Here is a 17,422-nt window from a genome sequence, read left to right as displayed (position 1 = left end):
CCGCATATATCCAATGGATGCGGCGAACCAGCAGCGGATGGTACAACGCCATCTTCAGATCCACAGGGATGAAAATGCCACCCGGCACCGAGTGCGGTGCCGCAGACTCTCCAGGTCCCGCTCGAGAACCAGCAAAACACGCCGCTCGCTAGTTATTGGCGATCGCGGCAGGCATTGGCTGGAGAGCCCAGGCGGGCGCATCCTGCAGCGCCACCGGGCGCAGGAAGCGTTCGACGGCAGCGAATCCCACCGATGTGCTTTCGGGCCGGGTCGAAGCCGGCCAGGGACCGCCATGCTGCTGCGCCGCGCACACCGCGACGCCAGTCGGCACGCCCCTGAACAACACACGTCCGGCAATGGATACGGCGGCCTGCAGCAGGCGGCAATTCGCATCGGTGGGTGCATCTGCGCCCCAAAGCGTCACCGTCAGGCTGCCTCCCACGGCGCGCAGCACGCTGATCATCTCGTCATCGTCTGCCGCACGCACCAGCAATGCGGCCGGACCGAACACTTCTTCATGCAGTGCCGGGTCCGCCAGGAACTGACTGGCGGACACCTGTCCCAGATAGGCCCTGGGACCGGCGCTTTCGGCGGCCACCGCCGTCGTCAGGCGGCTGACTGCAAGGTGGCGCTCGAATCGCGCAACGCCATGCTCGAAGCCATCGCGCAACGCCATGTTCAGCATGGCATGGGGACGTGCCGCGTCAAGGGCAGCCGTCAGGTCCCGCACGAACGCGTCACTGGCGCCATCGCTGTCCAGTATCACAATGACACCCGGGCTGGTACAGAATTGACCGCATCCATTGACGATGGATGCCGCCAGCTGGCTGGCCAGCCCGGAACCATCCTGTTGCAGCGCGGCCGGCAATGCGATGACGGGATTGATGGAGCCAAGCTCACCGAAGAAGGGGATGGGTCGAGAGCGGGCCTGGGCTTCGGCATTCAGCGCAACACCGCCCTTGAAGGAGCCTGTGAAGGCCACCGCCGATATCTCCGGGTGGCGGACCAACCGCACACCAGGGGTGATCGAGGCACCCTCGATCATGCCGAACACTCCCGAGGCCAAACCCAGTTTGCGGGTCGCCCGTTCAGCAATGGCCGCCGTGGCACGCGACAGGCGGGGATGGCCGGGATGGGCTTTGACCACCACCGGACAGCCCGCCGCCAGTGCAGAGGCCGTGTCGCCCCCCAGAACGGAGAACGCAAAGGGGAAGTTGCTGGCGGCGAACACCGCGACCGGACCCAGTGGCACCTGCACGCGAGTGAGCGCAGGCCGGCCCTGCGGTGGCACGCCGGCGACCGCGGCTTCACCGAGCGCCACACCGACTTGGTTCTCATCGAGCTGCTGGGCAAAACCCCGGAGCTGGAAGGCCGTGCGGTCGAGTTCGCCATCAAGGCGCGCCGTGCCCAGATGGGTTTCTTCATCGGCCAATGCCACCAGGTGGCCCCGTTCCTCCTCGAGGCCCTGGGCCAGTTCACGCAACAGCGCGGCGCGTCCGGCGGCCGGACCACCACGCCACGCGCGGGCCGCGGCACCAGCCGCTTCGGCGAGCCTGTCGATGTCGGTGTCCGGCGTATCTGCCGGCGCATGCGGGAGGATGCTCATTGGGGTACTCCTTTGGATGTCTTTGAAAAAGGTTGGCGGGATCGAGTTGGACGGCCGCACTGGCTGGACGGATAATGCTCGTCCGAGTTTTCCAACATTGATGGCGTGCCGCCCGACTCATGTTTCAGCTGAGCCAGTTGCGTTGTTTTGTCGAGGTTGCCGCCGAGCTTCATTTCGGCCGGGCAGCGGAACGTTTGAACATGACGCAACCGCCCTTGAGCCGGCAGATCCGGCAACTCGAACATGCGCTGGGAACCGCGCTGCTGGAGCGCACCCGGCGCAGCGTGCGCCTGACTGCGGCTGGACAGGCCTTCCTGCCCGAGGCACAGGACATCCTGCACCGTTGTGCCGCAGCGGCCGGAAAGGCCCGGCGCGCCGTGCAGGGCGAGGCGGGCCGGGTGGTGCTGGGTTACTCGGCCGGAGCGAACTTCGATTTCCTGCCTCGCGCCGTGGCAGCAGCACAGCACCAGTTGCCCAACGTCGATCTCGAACTGCGCGAGATGGTCACCGTCGAACAACTCGAAGCGCTGCGTGGCGGGCGCATTGATCTCGGCCTGATCCGCCTGCCCGCCGACCTGCACGGACTGGAGATGCGCTGCGTGATGCGTGAGCCGATGCGGCTGGTGCTGCCGCGTGCACACCCGTTGGCACGCCGCCGCCGCTTGCAACTGCAGGACCTGCACGGCGAGCCCTTCATCATGTATTCGGCCGGCGACGGCCGCTACTTCCATGAAATGCTGCAGGCCTTGTTTCATGAAGCCGGCGTGACACCACGCTTCATTCAGCATGTGCGCCACACCCATTCCATGCTGGCCCTGGCCAATGCAGGCATTGGACTGGCGCTGGTGCCCGCTTCCACCGCACTGCTGCGCCTGAACAATCTGGTCGTGCGTGACTTGGCCCTGCCCGATCATGTGCGTGGGGAAATGCATATGGTGTGGCGGCGTCGCGAAGCGATCGCCAATCCATCGCTGGAACGCATGCGGGCTCTCTTCATGGGCTTGAGCGCGCTGGATTGAGCCCCGCAGCACAAGCCGCGTCGTGCAGGTGGGCTCGCGAGAGTTCCCCCGGATGGCGGCAGCCCACCAACGCCAGCGTGCGTTCGATGTCTTCACAGAACATCCGCAAGACCCTGGCCGCTCCCGCCTCGCCGCCGGCGCCCAGGCCGTACAGTGGCGCGCGGCCGAGCATCACCGCCTTGGCACCCAGCGCCAGCGCCTTGACGGCGTCGCTGCCACTGGCGAATCCACTGTCGACCAGCACAGTCAGTTTGTGCCCGACGCTGTCGGCTACCTGCGGCAGAACATCCAGTGGCGCAACCAGGCTGTCCAGATTGCGGCCGGCATGGTTGGAGAGCACTACGCCGTCGGCGCCATGCTGCAGGGCCAGGCGCGCATCCTCCGGGCTCAGGATGCCCTTGACCAGCAAAGGCCCCTTCCAGTAACGCCTCAATGCGTGCAGATCGTCCCAGGTGCAACTGTCGTTCTTGGGATTGGCGAAGGATTTGGCCTTGACACCCAGACTCGCCTGCGCGCCCTGCGGGTAGTTTTCATAACGCGGCATGCCATGGCGCAACAGATGCGGCACAAGTGTGCCCAGTGCCCAGCGCGGATGACACGCGACATCCACGACGTTGCGCGGCGTCATGCGAATCGGCACGCCAAAGCCGTTGCGCAGGTTGTAAGGCCGCAGCGGCAGCACCGGCGTGTCCACCGTCAGGATCAGCGCGCCGTAACCGGCCTCCCTCACACGGTCGACCAGCCCGTAGGACAGGCGGCGGTCGGGCCACATGTAGAGCTGGAACCACATGCCAGGACCGGCGGCCTCGGCGACACGCTCCATGCTGGTAATGGAAGAGGTTGACAGGGTGAAGGGCAAGCCGGCCGTGCGGGCCGCCCGTGCCAGTGCGATTTCGCCCTCGAACCACAGCAGTCCGGCCGCTGCCGTTGGGCTGATGGCCAGCGGGGCCGAATAGCGCTGGCCGAAAAGCTCCACGTCCTGCGAACGTTGCGAAACATCACACAGTAGCCGCGGCACGAAGCGCCAACGATCCAGGCTGGCCTGCGTCCAACCGCGTGCCCGCTCATCGCCGGCACCGCGATCCACATACTCGAACAGGCCCTTGGGCAGGCGCTGGCGCGCGAGGCTTCTGAACTCTTCCGTGGCATAGAGCCGGGCAACCCGCTTCTCTGGATTGGACATCGTCAATCAACCTGAATATTGCCTTCCCGGATCACCTGCTTCCAGCGTTCGGCTTCTTCGATCTGGAAGGAGGTGGCGGTTTGCGCATCGTTGGCAACCACATCAAAGCCCAGCTCGGTCATCTGCTGGCGGAATGCATCGGTGGTCAGCACCTTGTGCAGCGCGGCGGCCAGCTTATCCTTGACTTCGACCGGCAACCCTTTTGGCGCGGCAATGCCTTGCCAGGAATAGACCTCCATGCCGGATACTCCCGCTTCCTGAGGCACCGGCACATCCGGGAACAGCGCCGTGCGCTGATCGCCCGTGACGGTGATCAGGCGCAGGCGGCCGGACTGGATATAGGGCGTCACCGCTCCCAGGTTGGAGACCAGGCCATGGACATGACCTGCCAGGGTGTCGGCGATGGCGGGCCCTCCCCCCTTGTAGGGGACATGGATGGCTTCAGCCCCGCTGTTCTTCAGGAACAGCGCCAATGTCAGATGCTCGCTGGAGCCCGAGCCGGCCGTGGCAATCGGCATCCCCCCTTGCTGAGCCTTGAGCTGCTCCAGAAACTGGGGCAGGGTCTGGATGGCCGAGGACTGCGGCACCACGAACGCATTGGGCGTGCGCACGGCAATGGTCAGCATGTCGAAATCGCGGCGCGGCAGATAGCCGAGATTCTCGTAGAGGCCCTCGTTGATGGCCAGCACGCCCAGGGCGCCGATCATGAGCGTGTGGCCGTCGGGCTTGGCGCGCGCCAATTGGGAAGCACCAATGGCGCCATTGCCTCCGGCCTTGTTCTCGACGACGACGGTGGCATTCAACTCCTCGGCCAGTGGCTGCGAAAGCCGACGTGCAATCGCATCCGAGGAACCCCCGGGCGCATACGGAACAATGATGGTGATGGGCTGGTTGTCAGGGAAGCCCGCGGCACCTGCCAAGGATGCGGAGCAGAACACGACGGCGGTGGCGAAGCGGGCAGCAAGACGCGAGCCCAGGCCTTTCGGCTGGAATACTGGCATGAAAGTCTCCGTTTGATTAGGTTTTATTGATCTTCTCGTGGCGCCCCGGGGAATGCGCCACCACAGTAGGGCTCTGGCTCAGGCCAGATCCCACTCTTCCAACAGGCGGCGCAGCGTGTCCTCCGCCTTGTCAGACAGGGGCCAGGCACCCGGAGCACGCACAGCACCACAGTCGTTGCCCTGCAGCTGCAGGGCGCGTTTGACAACGGTGACATTGGTGCCGTTGCGCTCCTCGGCGCGCAAAGCCTCGAATTCAGCCATGCCGCGAATGAGCTGCATGGCCCTGGGATAGTCGCCGGCCTCCAGTGCCGAGTGAATCGCCACCGAATGGGCCGGCCGCACATTGATCAGGCCAGAGGTGAAGCCGCGCGAACCGACCGCGTAGAACGGCGGCGCCCAGTGTTCGGCCAGCCCGCCGACCCAGGCGATGTCATGATCACGGGTGCGGGCCATGGCTTGCGCCAATCGCAGCGGCGTGGGGGAAGCCCACTTCACGCCAATGACCTGCGGAATGGCGCACAGCTCGGTGATGGCGTCCAGGCCGATGCCATCGTCACGCAGGTACAGCACCAGCGGCAGGTCGCCGACCTCTTGCGCGATGCGCTGCACATAGGAAACCACGCCCCGCGGGGCGACGAACGGATCGGGCGGCTGATGAACCATCAACGCACTCGCACCCGCATCCTGCGAGGCGCGCGCCAAGGTCAGCGCATCATGCAAGCTGCGGCCGACGCCGGCAAGCAGCGGCACACGGCCGGCAATATGCCCAGCAACCGCCTGCACCATTTGCTCGGCTTCCCGGGTCGTCAGTCCATAGAATTCGCTGGTGTTGCCGTTGGCCACCAGCACGTGAACACCTGCCTCGATGGCGCGATCGACGATGGGAGCGAGCCGGTCGGGCACCAGCGTGTCATCGCCGTCGAAGGGGGTGACCAGAATACCCGAGATGCCATTCAGGGCGGTTCGCAGCTCGGCGGTGGTGTGGCGCATTGGTGTCTCGTCCAGTTATTGTCATTCGGACCGGTCCATGCACGACCGGCGTTGAGAAGCCATTAGGCCCGCGCAGGCCTGTCCCCGTCCAATGCGAAGATCGGATTCAGTGATTCAGGAATTGAATCAGTGGACCGACCACTGCAACCAGGCGCCCCAATCCAGCGGATCAACGGCCTGGCCCATCCCGTGTGTCGACCATCCGCTTGAGCCGATCAGCAGATGCCCGCCACGACCGCGGCGCATAATGCCGCCGTCCCAGAAAGCCAAGCATGTCTCCAACGCCTGTTATTCCCCCCGCGCTGCCGGGCCGTCGCTCCATCCTGCACGATGTTTCACTCTCGGCCATCGTGGCCGGCTTCATCACCGTGTTGGTGGGCTACACCAGTTCAGCGGTGATCGTCTTCCAGGCCGCGCAGGCACTGGGTGCCAGCGCAGCAGAGATGGGTTCGTGGCTGTGGGCACTGGGGTTGGGCATGGGCGTGACCTGCTTCCTGCCTTCGCTGCGGCTGCGCATGCCGGTGGTGACGGCCTGGTCCACGCCCGGCGCGGCCATGCTGATGGGCAGCGCGCTGGGGCTGCCGATGCCGGAGGTGATCGGTGCCTTCGTCATCTCGGCGCTGCTGATCGCGGTGGCCGGCCTGACCGGCTGGTTCGAGAAGGCCATGAACCGCATTCCGATGGCCCTGGCCTCGGGCATGCTCGCGGGGGTACTGCTGCGCTTTGGTCTCGATGCCTTCCTGGCCATCGAGACGCAGCCGGTGCTGGTGCTGGCAATGCTGGTGGCCTATTTTGCCGGGCGCATGTGGTTTGCGCGCTATGCCGTGATCGCCACGCTGGCCACCGGCGTGCTGGTGGCGGCCGCCAGCGGCCTGCTGCACACCGAGAACCTGCAGTGGCAACTGGCCCGGCCGGTGTTCACCATGCCGGCCTTCTCCGTCAGCGCCCTCTTCAGCATCGCACTGCCGCTCTTCATCGTCACCATGACCTCGCAGAACATACCCGGTGTGGTGGTGGCCCGTGCCTCGGGCTATGCGCTGCCGGTCTCGCCGGTCATCGGCTTCATCGGCATGGTCAACCTGCTGCTGGCGCCGTTCGGCGCCTATGCGATCAACCTCGCGGCCATCTCGGCGGCCATCAGCATGGGGCGCGAGGCCCATGATGACCCGGCCCGGCGTTACGTTGCCGCCATGGCCGCCGGCCTGTTCTACCTGGCCATCGGGCTGCTCGGCGGCGCGGTCGTGGCGCTGTTCTCGGCTTTCCCGCGAGAATTGATCATGGCCATTGCCGGCATCGCGCTGCTGGGCACCATCGCCAGCAGCCTGCTGACGGCCCTCAAGGACGAAGCCAGCCGCGAGCCGGCCGTGATCGCCTTCCTGGTGACCGCCTCGGGCCTGAGTGTGGCCGGCATCGGCGCGGCTTTCTGGGGCCTGGTCGCCGGCGGCCTGGCCATGCTGGCGCTGACGCGCGTGCGGCGCTGACGACCCAGGCTCAAGGCCGCACGCGGGCTCACGCACGCGACCACCCCTCCACACGTCAATGCATCAATACGGCAGCAGCCCGCCGAGCGCCGCCGGGTCGACCGGTTGGCCATTGATGGTGCTGAGGCCACGCAGATAGGAAATGGCCGTCTTCAGCGCATCTCCCTCGCGCTCGGCCACGCCCTGATCGACCAGCGCCTGCAAGGATTCGGCGTCGTAGAGGCCCAGGCGCACCAGCGCCGCCTCGGGCACCGACAGGTGCGCCTGAAACTGCAGCTTGGCGAGCAGGCTGAAAGGCAGAAAGCTGAGGTCATTGGCAGTGAGCGTGGGCGCGCTCACGCTGGCATCGGCACGCACCACGCCCTCGGGCAGGCGAAAGCTCAGCTCATCGAGGCGCAGCTCCAGGCCATGTGCGAACAATGCCGCCGCCTGCTGCCGGAAGCGCTCCTGCTCCTGGGCATCGAGCCGCCCGAAAGCCGCGACCGGGTCCTCGCTCTGCAACAGCGACGAGAAGGCCGCATAGAACTGTTCGTAGGTCGGCACGTGCGTCTTGCGCAGTGACATGTCCCACTGCAGCGGAGCGAAGGCCTCGCCATCGAGCTGCAGCTCCTGCGCACTCATGCGCAGGAGCATGTCCATCAGGCCGCCCTCTTCCGTGGCCTCCATCTGCAACTGGACATCGCGCAGCGCCAGTCCAGCGGTGCTGCGCTGATCGGGATCGTCTGGCAGATGGCCGGGCAGATCCTCGGCGGTGGCAGTGGCCATGGCGACATACAGCAGGCGTTCGAGCCGGTAATCACTGCGCCCCAGGAAGGTATAGCGGGTGCCCGGCTGCAGCACATACTGGTCGGTGCCGCTGAGCCCCTGCAACTGGAACCGCTCGCCATTGGGGGCGCGGGTTTGCATGCCCGGCCATTGCAGGCTGGCATCGAGGCTGGCGAGGTCCGCACCAAAGCGCATCCGGTACTGCAGCGGCAAGAGCTGCGCTTCGCCCGCATCGTCCGGGTTCTTGAGGCGGATATCCAGGCTGGCAAGCTCCAGCTCGCCATCGCCGCTCCAGCCGATCCGGGTGTGCATGGAAACCGGCGCGGCCGTGCCGATCGACGGCTGCAAAAGCGCACGCGTGGCATCGGAGAGTTCCGGCTGCGATTCGATGGAGGCCAGGCCCAGACGCCGCAGGCCCGGCAGCGGGCCATGCTCGATCTGGTGGCGCAAGGTGATGGTGGCGCCGCCCCACTCGGGCGGCAGCACCACCTGCGTGCGGGCGACCGAATGCAACAGCCCGCGCTGGTAATCGGCCAGCGTCACCGGCATGCCCAGGTATTCGGTCAGATGCTCATGACCATCGCGCAGTTGCGCCTCGATGCGCCCACCCATGTACCAGGCCGTGGCGCCATAGGCCAGCCCCAGCAAGGCCACGCCGGCCACCAGTTTGATGCTCTTGCTCATGTGCTCCTTTCCTGAGAGCCTGTCCAACCACCGCGGGCGCAGGCCTCGTGCCAAATCCATGTTGAGCGGGGCATTGTTCCACAGCTTGCCGGCGCGCCGCCGCCAGGTGCTTATCATGGCGGTCTGGGGAGACTGGCAGCAGCCATTCGGAACCCGATCAAACCACCGGAAAGCAGAGGATTGCACGCATGTTCACCGGCATCATCACGGCCGTGGGCCGGATTCAGACCGTCGAAAACCTGGGCGAGAGTGCCGCGCATGGCAAGCGCCTGCACATCGCCACGCCCGAAGGCTATCTCGACGACGTGGCGCTGGGCGACAGCATCGCGCTCAATGGCGCCTGCATGACGGTGACCGGCCTGGCGCTGGAAGAGAGCATCTTCACCATCGAGATTTCGGCCGAATCGCTGCGCCTGACGGCCGGTCTCGACCAGCCCGGCGAGGTCAACCTGGAGAAAGCCCTGCGCGCCGCTGACCGGCTCGGCGGCCACATCGTCTCCGGCCACGTCGATGGTATCGGCACCGTCAGCCACTTCGCGCCGGTGGGCGAAAGCCATGAACTGCGCATCCTCGCCCCCGCCGAACTGGGCCGCTACCTGGCCTACAAGGGCTCGATCACGGTGCAGGGCGTCAGCCTTACGGTCAACACCGTCGAGGATCTGCCGGATGGCTGCGAATTCAGCATCAACCTGATCGCCCACACCGTCGAGCACACCACGCTGCGCCTGCTGCGGGTAGGCAGCGCAGTGAATCTGGAGGTGGATGTGATCGCGCGCTATGTGGCGCGGATGCTCGAACCGAAGGCCGGGTGAGCGTCCCACCGATACCTCTGCTGCCATGAAAAACGGCGGCCATGCAGGCCGCCGTTGCCGTTTCTGCGTAAGGGCTTGTTCAGAAGCTCACAGACCGGCCGGCCGCGTATAGCCCGGGAACTCGGCGTCCAGCACTTGCTTGAAGAACGGCGACTGGAAGGCCTTCTTCAGGTCCTGGGCCCAGGGTTTGGCTTCGTCGCCCTGGCGCACGGCCACCACCTGCTGGTAGGCCACCGGGGGTTGTTCCAGCGCCAGCGCGCTGGTGAAAGCCAACCCGGCGGCCGTGGCGAAGTTGCCCGGCACGATGGCAATGGCCGCATCGCCCAGCGTGCGTGGCAGCTGCGCGGCCTCGATGGGCTGGAAGCGCAGCTTCTTCGGGTTCTCGACCACATCACGCTCGCTCACCCGCAGCGGATCGATGTCGGCCTTGACCGTGATCAGGTCCTGCTGCACCAGCAGCTGCAGCGCGCGCGCCAGGTTGCTCGGGTCGTTGGGCAGCGTCACGCGGTCCCCGTCCTGCAACTCGGCCAGGCTCTTGCGGCTTTCGGAATAGATGCCCATCGGCGCCGTGGTGCTTTGCACCAGATCCACCAGGTCGAGCTTCTGGTCGGCCTTGAAGCGGTTCAGATAGGTGATGTGCTGGAACAGGTTGGCGTCGAGCGAGCCCTGCGCCAGGGCCAGGTTGGGCTGCACGTAGTCGTTGAATTCGACCAGCCGGACCTTGTAGCCCTCTTTTTCGAGCTGCGGTGCGATGGCCTTCTTGAGCACATCGTAGTTGTAGCCGGCGGTGGCGCCCAGTGTCAGATTCGGCTTGGCCGGATCGGCAGCCTGCGCGGCAAGGCTGGCCAGACCCAGGCTGGCGGCCGCAGCGGCCAGAACGAGATGGCGACGAAGAAGGGACATGGGAAACTCCTCAAAAAAGCAAAAAGGGAAAACGGACACCTGCAGGCCCATCCATCCTCAACGCATGGACGGCGCCCCAGGCCGACAACCGCAGGCAAAAGCGCAGACCCGCACCCCGCTCAGCGCTTGTCCAGCCGGCTCGCCAGCGCGTTGCCGCCGAACTGGATGATCTGCACCAGCACGATCAGCAAGGCCACCGTCAGCAGCATCACATCGGTCTGGAAGCGGTAGTAGCCGTAGCGGATCGCCAGGTCGCCGATGCCGCCACCGCCGACCACCCCGGCAATGGCCGAGTACGACAGGAAGCTCACGGCCAGCACCGTCAGCGCCAGCACCAGGCCCGAGCGCGCCTCGCGCACCAGCACGCGCCAGACGATCTGCAGCTCGGAGGCGCCCATGGCATGCGCGGCCTCGATGACGCCGCGCGGCACCTCACGGATGCTTTGCTCGACCAGCCGCGCAAAGTACGGGATGGCCGCGACCGACAGCGGCACGGCCGCCGCCAGCGGCCCGATCGAGGTGCCGGTGACCACCCGCGTGAACGGCACCAGCGCCACCAGCAGGATGATGAACGGGAACGAGCGCACCGTGTTGACGATCCAGCTCAGCACCAGATAGGCCGGCCGGTGGGCCAGCGACTGGCCCGGGCTGAGCAGGAACAGCAGCACCCCCAGCGGTCCGCCCAGCACGATGGCGGCAGCCAGGCCGATGCCCAGCATGAGAAAGGTTTGTCCAATGGCCACCCACAGTTCGGGCAGCAGGGCGATCAGGTTGTCAGACATGGCAAATGGTGCAAGGGATGGGGGTGAATGCGAGCGGCGGGCGGAGCATCAGGCATCGATGGCAGGATCGGCGGCAGCAGCCGCCAGTGGCACGCCCGCGCGCGCCGCGGCGGCAATGCGCGCGGCGTGCTCGCGCAGGATCTGCACGCTGAGCTGTTCCTCGGCCAGTTCGCGGCCCAGCGCGCTGCGGCGCGGCGTCTGCAGGTCGTCCACATCGAATTGCTCGGCGATGCGTCCGGCCTCGACGATGGCCACGCGCTGGCACAGTGCCTGCACCACCGAGAGCTCATGGGTGACGATGACGATGGTCACGCCCAGCCGCGCATTGATCTCGCGCAGCGTCTGCAGCACCGAGCGGGTGGTTTCGGTATCGAGCGCCGAGGTCGGCTCGTCGCACAGCAGCACCTTGGGGCGCGGCGCCAGCGCGCGGGCAATCGCCACGCGCTGCTTCTGCCCGCCCGAGAGCTGGGCCGGGTAGCTGCCGGCCTTGTCGGCCAGCCCCACCAGGTCCAGGCACTCGCGCACGCGCGCGGCGATCTCGGCCTTGCTGCGCCGGCCATGCAGTTCCAGCGGGAACGCCACGTTCTCGGAAACAGTGGCGTTCTGCAACAGGTTGAACTGCTGGAAGATCATGCCGATCTCCTGGCGCGTGGCGCGCAACTCGCGCTTGGAGAGTGCCATCAGGTCGCGGCCATCGACGCGCACCTGCCCGGCATCGGGGCGCTCGAGCAGGTTGATCAGGCGCAGCAGCGTCGATTTGCCCGCGCCGCTCTGGCCGATCAGGCCGAAAATCTGGCCAGCCGCAATGTCCAGCGACACCGCGCGCACGGCCTCGAAGACGCGGCCATCGGGCAAGGCAAAACGCTTGCTGACGGCATCGAGCTGGATCAGCGCGTGGGGAGGGGAGGAGGAATCAGTCATGGAGCAGCAGAACCGGCAGACACGGCGAAACCCCCGATTGTCTTACTTTTGACAACCGATGCCGGTGGCATGGCCCTGCATCCGGCCCGAAAGCGCCGTGCACCTCCACGGCGTCACCTCCCCGAACAAGACCGCGCGGATGTTGTCGCACCGCAAAGACCGGGCCGCGCGCCGCTGGTGCAATCCGTCCATGCGCCCGCCCCCTTCCCTTTCGACACCCATCCTGCCCCGCGAGACAACGCCCGGGGCCTCGCACCTCCCGCACCGTTCGCGCGGCCCCTGCCCAGCCAGTGCGGCGCGGGCGCGTGCACTGGCCGGCATGCTGGTCAGCGCCGCAGCCTGTGCCACGGCCCTGACAGCCTGCCGCGGCGACTCCTCCGCCGATCCGGCCACCGAGCCATCCGCAAACCTGGTCATGGTGCCGGCCGGCACCGTGCGCTTCCTGGCCGTGGGCGAATTCACACGCGCCGGCTTTCCGGCCGCCCCACCTTGGCAGCAGGCACGGATCGAGCAGCCGCTGCGCGTGATGCGCCAGCTGGTCAGCCAGGCCGACTACGCGCGCTGCGTCGCCGCCCAGCACTGCAAGCCGGCCGATGGTCAGGACCGGCGCGGCGCCAGCGCCTCGGCGCAGTTGCCCGTCACCGGCGTGAGCTGGGTGGACGCCCAGGCCTACGCGCAATGGCTCGCGGCGGAAACCGGCTTGCCCTATCGCCTGCCACGCTACGAGGAATGGGTGCTTCTGGCCGGCGATGCCTTCGAGGAAGCCGCCCCGCTGGACGAATACCGACCCGACAACCCCGCGCAATACTGGCTGCAGCAATACGCGCGCGAGATGGCACGCGCCAGCGTCGAGCCTGCGCCGCAGCCGCTGGGCCACTTCGGCCGCAACGCATACGGCATCGAGGATCTGGGCGGCAACGTCTGGGAGTGGACCGACACCTGCTACACACGCACCGCGCTGGCCGACGGCGCCGCGCCGCTGGCACTGAGCGAGAACTGCGGCATCCGCGCCGTGGCGGGCCAGCACCCGAGCTTCATCCCCGACTTCATCCGCGATGCGCGCTCGGGCGCCTGCTCGGTCGGAGCGCCACCGAGCAACCTCGGCATCCGGCTGGTCGTCGCGGCGCCTCCGGGTAGATGAAAAAACTGCAGGAGGAAGGTTGAAGCGCTGCAGGGAATTTCTTGTCGTTTGGTCGAAGGCCATCCATCCATTCCCATTGCTCTGTGGCCGCCTGGAGCGATTCAGGCACTTGCCAATCCTGGCCAAAGTGGGCGCACAGGCTCTCGATTGCGGGCGGCACGGCACCGTCGCAGGTCACCCCCCAGGCCAGTGGCTGCGCGCGCAGTGCCCACGTACAGGTATTTATCGAAGAGCGATGGTTGCAGTGCGGCAAGCTCGCCAATGCCAACAAAGAACACCCCTTCAAACTTCAGCCCCTTGATTTGCTGGATGTCGAACACGCCCACGTTGTTTTCCTGGCCCACCGCCTGGCCCTCGCAGCAGGCAGTAACCTGGATGTTGTGCTCGGACAGGGCTTCGTTCAGCGCCTCAGCCACCCACGACGCACCATTGGAACCTTCTTGCTAACGCTGATGCGGCATCAACAAAGCCGCAGGCTGCACGGATTTGCCGCCAAACATGCCGGAGATGGCCAGCAGCGTCAGCGCGTAGGGCAGCGCCAGCAAGAGCTGTGGCGGCAAGCCCCAGCCCAGCAACTGCAAGGACAGTTGCAAGGCATCGGCCAGGCCGAACACCAGCGCGGCCAGCATGACTTTCCAGGGCGTCCAGCGGCCCAGAATGACGATGGCCAAGGCGATGAAGCCCTGCCCGCTGACGATCGAGTCGCGGTAAACGCCCACTTCGCACAGCATCAGGTAAGCGCCTGCCATGCCGGCTGCGCCGCCGGATATCCACACCCCTGCATGGCGCATGCGTTTCACACTGATGCCGGCAGCATCCGCCGCGCGCGGGTTCTCGCCTACCGCACGCAACGACAAGCCGAAGCGGCTGCGTTGCAGCACCATGCTTGCCACCAGCACCAGTAACAGCGTGACGTATAGCAAGACCGGCTGCCCAAACAAGGCAGGCCCCACCCATGGCAATTCCGACAGCCCCGGGATTTGCAAAGCGGGAAACATGGCGACGGATTGGCCACCCGTGACTTCGCCCGTGGTGCGAAAAACCAGGCTGCACGCGCCCAGTGCCAACAGGTTGAACACAATGCCCACCACCACCTGGCTGGCCTGCACCGTCACGTACAGCCACGACAGCAGCAGGCTGGCCAACCAGCCACTCACAATGGCCGCGAACACGCCCAGCCAGGATGAGCCGCTGAGCCCGCAGGCCAGATAGGCGGCCAGAGCACCAATCAGCAGCAAGCCCTCGATGCCGATGTTGAGCACGCCAGAGCGCTCGGCAAACACCTCGCCCAGCGCCGCCAACAGCACCGGCCCTGCCAGGCGGATGGCCGCAGCCAGCCAGGTGCTGAGAAATGCCGCATCCAGGATGGAAAGACTATCCATTGCGCTCTCCAAGAGGTCTTCCCGCAGCGGCGCGGGGGCTTTGCCACACCACCCGGTAGCGCAGCAACCACGGGCTGGCCAGAACGAACAGCACCGTCAGCGCCTGCAGAATGAATGTGATGGAGGTCGGCACACCGGTGGCGCGTTGCATGCTGTCCGCGCCGACGGACATGCCGCCATACAGCAGCGCCACCGGCAACACCCACAGCGGATGCAGCCTGGCCAGCAAGGCCACGACGATGCCGATGAAGCCGATGCCGCCACTCATGCCATCAAGCAGCCGGTATTGCACGCCCAGCACCTGCACCAAACCCGCCAGTGCCGCCAGCGCGCCCGCCAGCAGCGAGGCCTGCAACACCCGTCGGCCCACCGCAATGCCGCTGTTGCGCGCAGCCAGCGGGTTCAGCCCGGCCACCACCATTTCATAGCCCAGCGGTGTTTTGCGCAGCAACACCCACACCAGCAGCGCAGCCAACAGGGCGAGGCCAATGCCCGCATGGGCACGCGTGCCTTCGATGACCAAGGGCAACCAGGTCTCCTGCGGAATGCGGGCGGATTGCGGCAGCCCGCCGGGCGCACGCATCGGACCTGAGACCAGGTATTGCACCAGCAACAAGGCGATGTAATTGCCCATCAGCGACATCAGCACCTCGCTGCCACCAAAGCGCGCCCGCAGCCAGCCGGTGGAGGCTGCCCAAAGCGCCCCGGCCAACATGGCTGCCGCGATGCAGATGGGTAGAAACACGGCGAATGGCACGCCAGCCAGCCAACGATCAGGAACTACGGCCAGAGCAACGGCGGTAGCCGCTGCCGCACCGATGACGAAACAGCCTTCAAAACCCAGATAGGCAAAGCCGCAGCGCCAGGCCACGATGGTGCCCAACGCGATCAGCGCCAGCGGTGCGGCTTTGTTGAGCGTGTAGCCGATGCCGCGCCAATCACCAAAGCCACCAGAAAAGAGGCTGGCATAGGCTTGCAACGGGTTCGCGCCTTGCAGCGCGAACAGCACTGCGCAGACCAGCAAAGCCGCGATGACGGCCAGCGCTGCGGCACCGGCAATGGCTGTTTTGGAGCTGGCAGGCGCCAGGCGTTTTTCAATGCGCAGCATGGCACTCCTGCTCCGGCAATGCCGCTTGGTTTGCAGCGGCGTCCGCTTGGCTGGCGCTGGCGCCCACGCCTGCCATGCAAAGCCCGATGGACTCGCGCAGCGCGGCGCTGCCGTCGTTGTCAAACAGACCGGCGATGCGCCCGCCATACAGAACGGCCACGCGGTCGCTGAGCGTCAGGATTTCGTCCAGCTCGGCCGAGACCAGCACGATTGCCGTGCCTTTTTGGCGTTCGGCCAGCAGCGCTTGCCAGACGACTTCGATGGCGCCCACGTCCAGCCCGCGCGTGGGCTGCTCCACCACCAGCAATTGGGGCTTGAGCATCAGCTCCCGCCCCAGAATGAGTTTTTGCAGATTGCCGCCGGAGAGTTTGCCCGCCGGAAAAGAGAGGCTGGCCGTGCGCACCCCGAACGTCTCCACCAGGCGTTGCGCATGGGCGCTGATGCGCGCTTCGTCGCGCCACAGCCCGGCCAGGTGGCTCAGCAGGTTTTGCATGCCCAGCAAGGCGTTCTCGCGCACCGAAAGCTCCATGACTGCGCCTGCACGGCGCCGATCCGCCGGAATGTAGGCCATGCCCAAGGCGCGGCGCGAAGCCGTATCCAGCCCGCGCATTTCACGCCCGTGCAGGCGCACGCTGCCGCTGCTTGGGCGCGCGCCCACCAAAGCCTCGGCCAACTCCGATTGGCCGTTGCCATCGACCCCCGCGATGCCGAGAATCTCCCCTGCACGCAGGCAAAAACCGGCTTGCCGCAGGGCTTGCTGGCCGCGTTCATCGGTGGTGCTCAAATCCTCCACCTGCAAGACCACCGGGCCTGGGGTTTGCACCGGACGTGGCGCGGTAAAGGTCACGTCGCGCCCCACCATCAGCCTCGCCAGAGCGGCTTCGCTGCTGCCCGCGGTGGGCACGCAGCCTACGGTTTTGCCGGCGCGCATGACGGTCACGCGCTCGGCGATTTCGAGGATTTCATGCAGCTTGTGGGTGACGATGATGATGGCGCAGCCGTCAGAAGCCAGGCGGCGCAGCACCGCAAAAAGCCGGTCTTTCTCACCCGCGGTCAGCACGGCCGTGGGCTCGTCGAGAATCAGAATGCGCGCATCCCGGCACAGCAGCTTGACGATCTCCACGCGCTGCTGCACTCCGATGGGCAACTGCTCGATGCGCGCTTGCGGATCGATTTGCAGGCCGTACTGCTGCGATACCTCGGTGATGCGGGCGGCGACTGCGGCCAAGTCCAGCGTGCGGCTTTGGCGATCGGCCAGCGCCACGTTCTCGGCGACGGTGAAGAGCCGCACCAGCATGAACTCCTGGTGCACCATGCCAATGCCGTGGGCCATGGCATCGGCCGGGCTGCCCACTGTGAGCGGCTGGCCATCCAGCGTGATCTCGCCCGCATCGGCCTGGTAGAGGCCGTAGAGGATTTGCATCAGCGTGCTTTTGCCCGCGCCGTTTTCGCCCAGCAGGGCGTGGATTTCGCCGCGACGCACGGCCAGGTGCGCATCATCGTTGGCCAGTACGCCGGGAAAGCGTTTGACGATGCCGCGCATGTGCAGCCACGGTGCTGCCATTTGCACGTCGGCAGTGCTTGAGGCTGGTGTGCCAGCCAGCGCGGCTTGCGCGTGCTGCGCGGATGAATGCAGCGCCATGC

16 protein-coding genes are annotated in these 17,422 nt (G+C 66.3%); 4 read left to right on the top strand and 12 right to left on the bottom strand.

Features of this window, described 5'->3' with window-relative positions:
* Window positions 1–148: 148 nt before the first annotated feature.
* On the bottom strand, window positions 149–1,606 hold the full coding sequence (locus tag EV687_RS14710) for an aldehyde dehydrogenase (NADP(+)) (protein ID WP_122229628.1): 1,458 nt from the start codon (window positions 1,604–1,606) through the stop codon (window positions 149–151).
* 119 nt (window positions 1,607–1,725) lie between these two features.
* Here EV687_RS14710 and EV687_RS14705 point away from each other — a divergent pair, with 119 nt between their 5' ends.
* On the top strand, window positions 1,726–2,625 hold the full coding sequence (locus EV687_RS14705; protein ID WP_122229630.1) for a LysR family transcriptional regulator: 900 nt from the start codon (window positions 1,726–1,728) through the stop codon (window positions 2,623–2,625).
* On the opposite strand, the gene EV687_RS14700 is transcribed toward EV687_RS14705, so the two are convergent.
* The 3 genes from EV687_RS14700 to EV687_RS14690 all read right to left on the bottom strand — a co-directional run bounded on the left by EV687_RS14700 (window position 2,600) and on the right by EV687_RS14690 (window position 5,799).
* Window positions 2,600–3,808, bottom strand: a complete 1,209-nt coding sequence (locus EV687_RS14700) for an alpha-hydroxy acid oxidase (protein ID WP_122229631.1) — start codon at window positions 3,806–3,808, stop codon at window positions 2,600–2,602. The genes EV687_RS14705 and EV687_RS14700 overlap by 26 nt on opposite strands.
* A 2-nt stretch (window positions 3,809–3,810) precedes the next feature.
* Complete coding sequence (locus EV687_RS14695; protein ID WP_122229633.1) at window positions 3,811–4,809, bottom strand: Bug family tripartite tricarboxylate transporter substrate binding protein; 999 nt, start codon at window positions 4,807–4,809, stop codon at window positions 3,811–3,813.
* 78 nt (window positions 4,810–4,887) lie between these two features.
* On the bottom strand, window positions 4,888–5,799 hold the full coding sequence (locus EV687_RS14690; protein WP_122229635.1) for a dihydrodipicolinate synthase family protein: 912 nt from the start codon (window positions 5,797–5,799) through the stop codon (window positions 4,888–4,890).
* Window positions 5,800–6,071: 272 nt separating this feature from the next.
* On the opposite strand from EV687_RS14690, the gene EV687_RS14685 reads away from it, so the two are divergent.
* Window positions 6,072–7,280, top strand: a complete 1,209-nt coding sequence (locus tag EV687_RS14685; RefSeq protein ID WP_122229637.1) for a benzoate/H(+) symporter BenE family transporter — start codon at window positions 6,072–6,074, stop codon at window positions 7,278–7,280.
* A 63-nt stretch (window positions 7,281–7,343) separates the two neighbouring features.
* On the opposite strand, the gene EV687_RS14680 is transcribed toward EV687_RS14685, so the two are convergent.
* The gene (locus EV687_RS14680) at window positions 7,344–8,729 is read right to left on the bottom strand and encodes a YdgA family protein (protein WP_162846615.1); all 1,386 of its coding nucleotides are present in this window, start codon (window positions 8,727–8,729) and stop codon (window positions 7,344–7,346) included.
* A gap of 188 nt (window positions 8,730–8,917) precedes the next feature.
* Here EV687_RS14680 and EV687_RS14675 point away from each other — a divergent pair, with 188 nt between their 5' ends.
* A complete protein-coding gene (locus tag EV687_RS14675) occupies window positions 8,918–9,541 on the top strand; it encodes a riboflavin synthase (RefSeq protein ID WP_122229641.1) in 624 nt (207 codons plus the stop codon).
* 87 nt (window positions 9,542–9,628) lie between these two features.
* On the opposite strand, the gene EV687_RS14670 is transcribed toward EV687_RS14675, so the two are convergent.
* The 3 genes from EV687_RS14670 to EV687_RS14660 all read right to left on the bottom strand — a co-directional run bounded on the left by EV687_RS14670 (window position 9,629) and on the right by EV687_RS14660 (window position 12,147).
* Window positions 9,629–10,444 carry a MetQ/NlpA family ABC transporter substrate-binding protein gene (locus tag EV687_RS14670; protein ID WP_122229928.1) on the bottom strand — a complete coding sequence of 272 codons (816 nt, stop codon included), beginning with the start codon at window positions 10,442–10,444 and terminating at the stop codon, window positions 9,629–9,631.
* Window positions 10,445–10,563: 119 nt separating this feature from the next.
* Window positions 10,564–11,226, bottom strand: a complete 663-nt coding sequence (locus EV687_RS14665; RefSeq protein ID WP_122229643.1) for a methionine ABC transporter permease — start codon at window positions 11,224–11,226, stop codon at window positions 10,564–10,566.
* Between the two features lie 48 nt (window positions 11,227–11,274).
* Window positions 11,275–12,147, bottom strand: coding sequence for a methionine ABC transporter ATP-binding protein (locus EV687_RS14660; protein ID WP_122229645.1), 873 nt, complete (start codon window positions 12,145–12,147; stop codon window positions 11,275–11,277).
* Between the two features lie 190 nt (window positions 12,148–12,337).
* Between EV687_RS14660 and EV687_RS14655 the strand changes: the two genes are divergently transcribed.
* A complete protein-coding gene (locus EV687_RS14655; RefSeq protein ID WP_162846616.1) occupies window positions 12,338–13,288 on the top strand; it encodes a formylglycine-generating enzyme family protein in 951 nt (316 codons plus the stop codon).
* A gap of 101 nt (window positions 13,289–13,389) precedes the next feature.
* Here the strand turns inward: EV687_RS14655 and EV687_RS14650 are convergent, their stop codons facing one another.
* The 4 genes from EV687_RS14650 to EV687_RS14635 are packed head-to-tail and all read right to left on the bottom strand — an operon-like array spanning window position 13,390 to window position 17,420.
* The gene (locus EV687_RS14650) at window positions 13,390–13,704 is read right to left on the bottom strand and encodes an ATP-binding domain-containing protein (RefSeq protein ID WP_207226471.1); all 315 of its coding nucleotides are present in this window, start codon (window positions 13,702–13,704) and stop codon (window positions 13,390–13,392) included.
* A gap of 27 nt (window positions 13,705–13,731) precedes the next feature.
* The gene (locus EV687_RS14645) at window positions 13,732–14,670 is read right to left on the bottom strand and encodes an ABC transporter permease (protein ID WP_122229649.1); all 939 of its coding nucleotides are present in this window, start codon (window positions 14,668–14,670) and stop codon (window positions 13,732–13,734) included.
* Window positions 14,663–15,778 (bottom strand): ABC transporter permease, encoded by a 1,116-nt coding sequence (locus EV687_RS14640; RefSeq protein WP_122229651.1) that lies wholly within the window; start codon window positions 15,776–15,778, stop codon window positions 14,663–14,665. The genes EV687_RS14645 and EV687_RS14640 overlap by 8 nt, the downstream gene beginning before the upstream one ends.
* Entirely contained in the window at window positions 15,765–17,420 is a 1,656-nt protein-coding gene (locus EV687_RS14635; RefSeq protein ID WP_207226470.1) for an ABC transporter ATP-binding protein, read from the bottom strand. The genes EV687_RS14640 and EV687_RS14635 overlap by 14 nt, the downstream gene beginning before the upstream one ends.
* Between the last annotated feature and the right edge of the window lie 2 nt (window positions 17,421–17,422).

It is taken from the genome of Corticibacter populi, assembly GCF_004217315.1.
GTDB lineage: Bacteria > Pseudomonadota > Gammaproteobacteria > Burkholderiales > Burkholderiaceae_C > Lampropedia > Lampropedia populi.
This window is presented reverse-complemented; position numbering and strand designations above follow the sequence as displayed.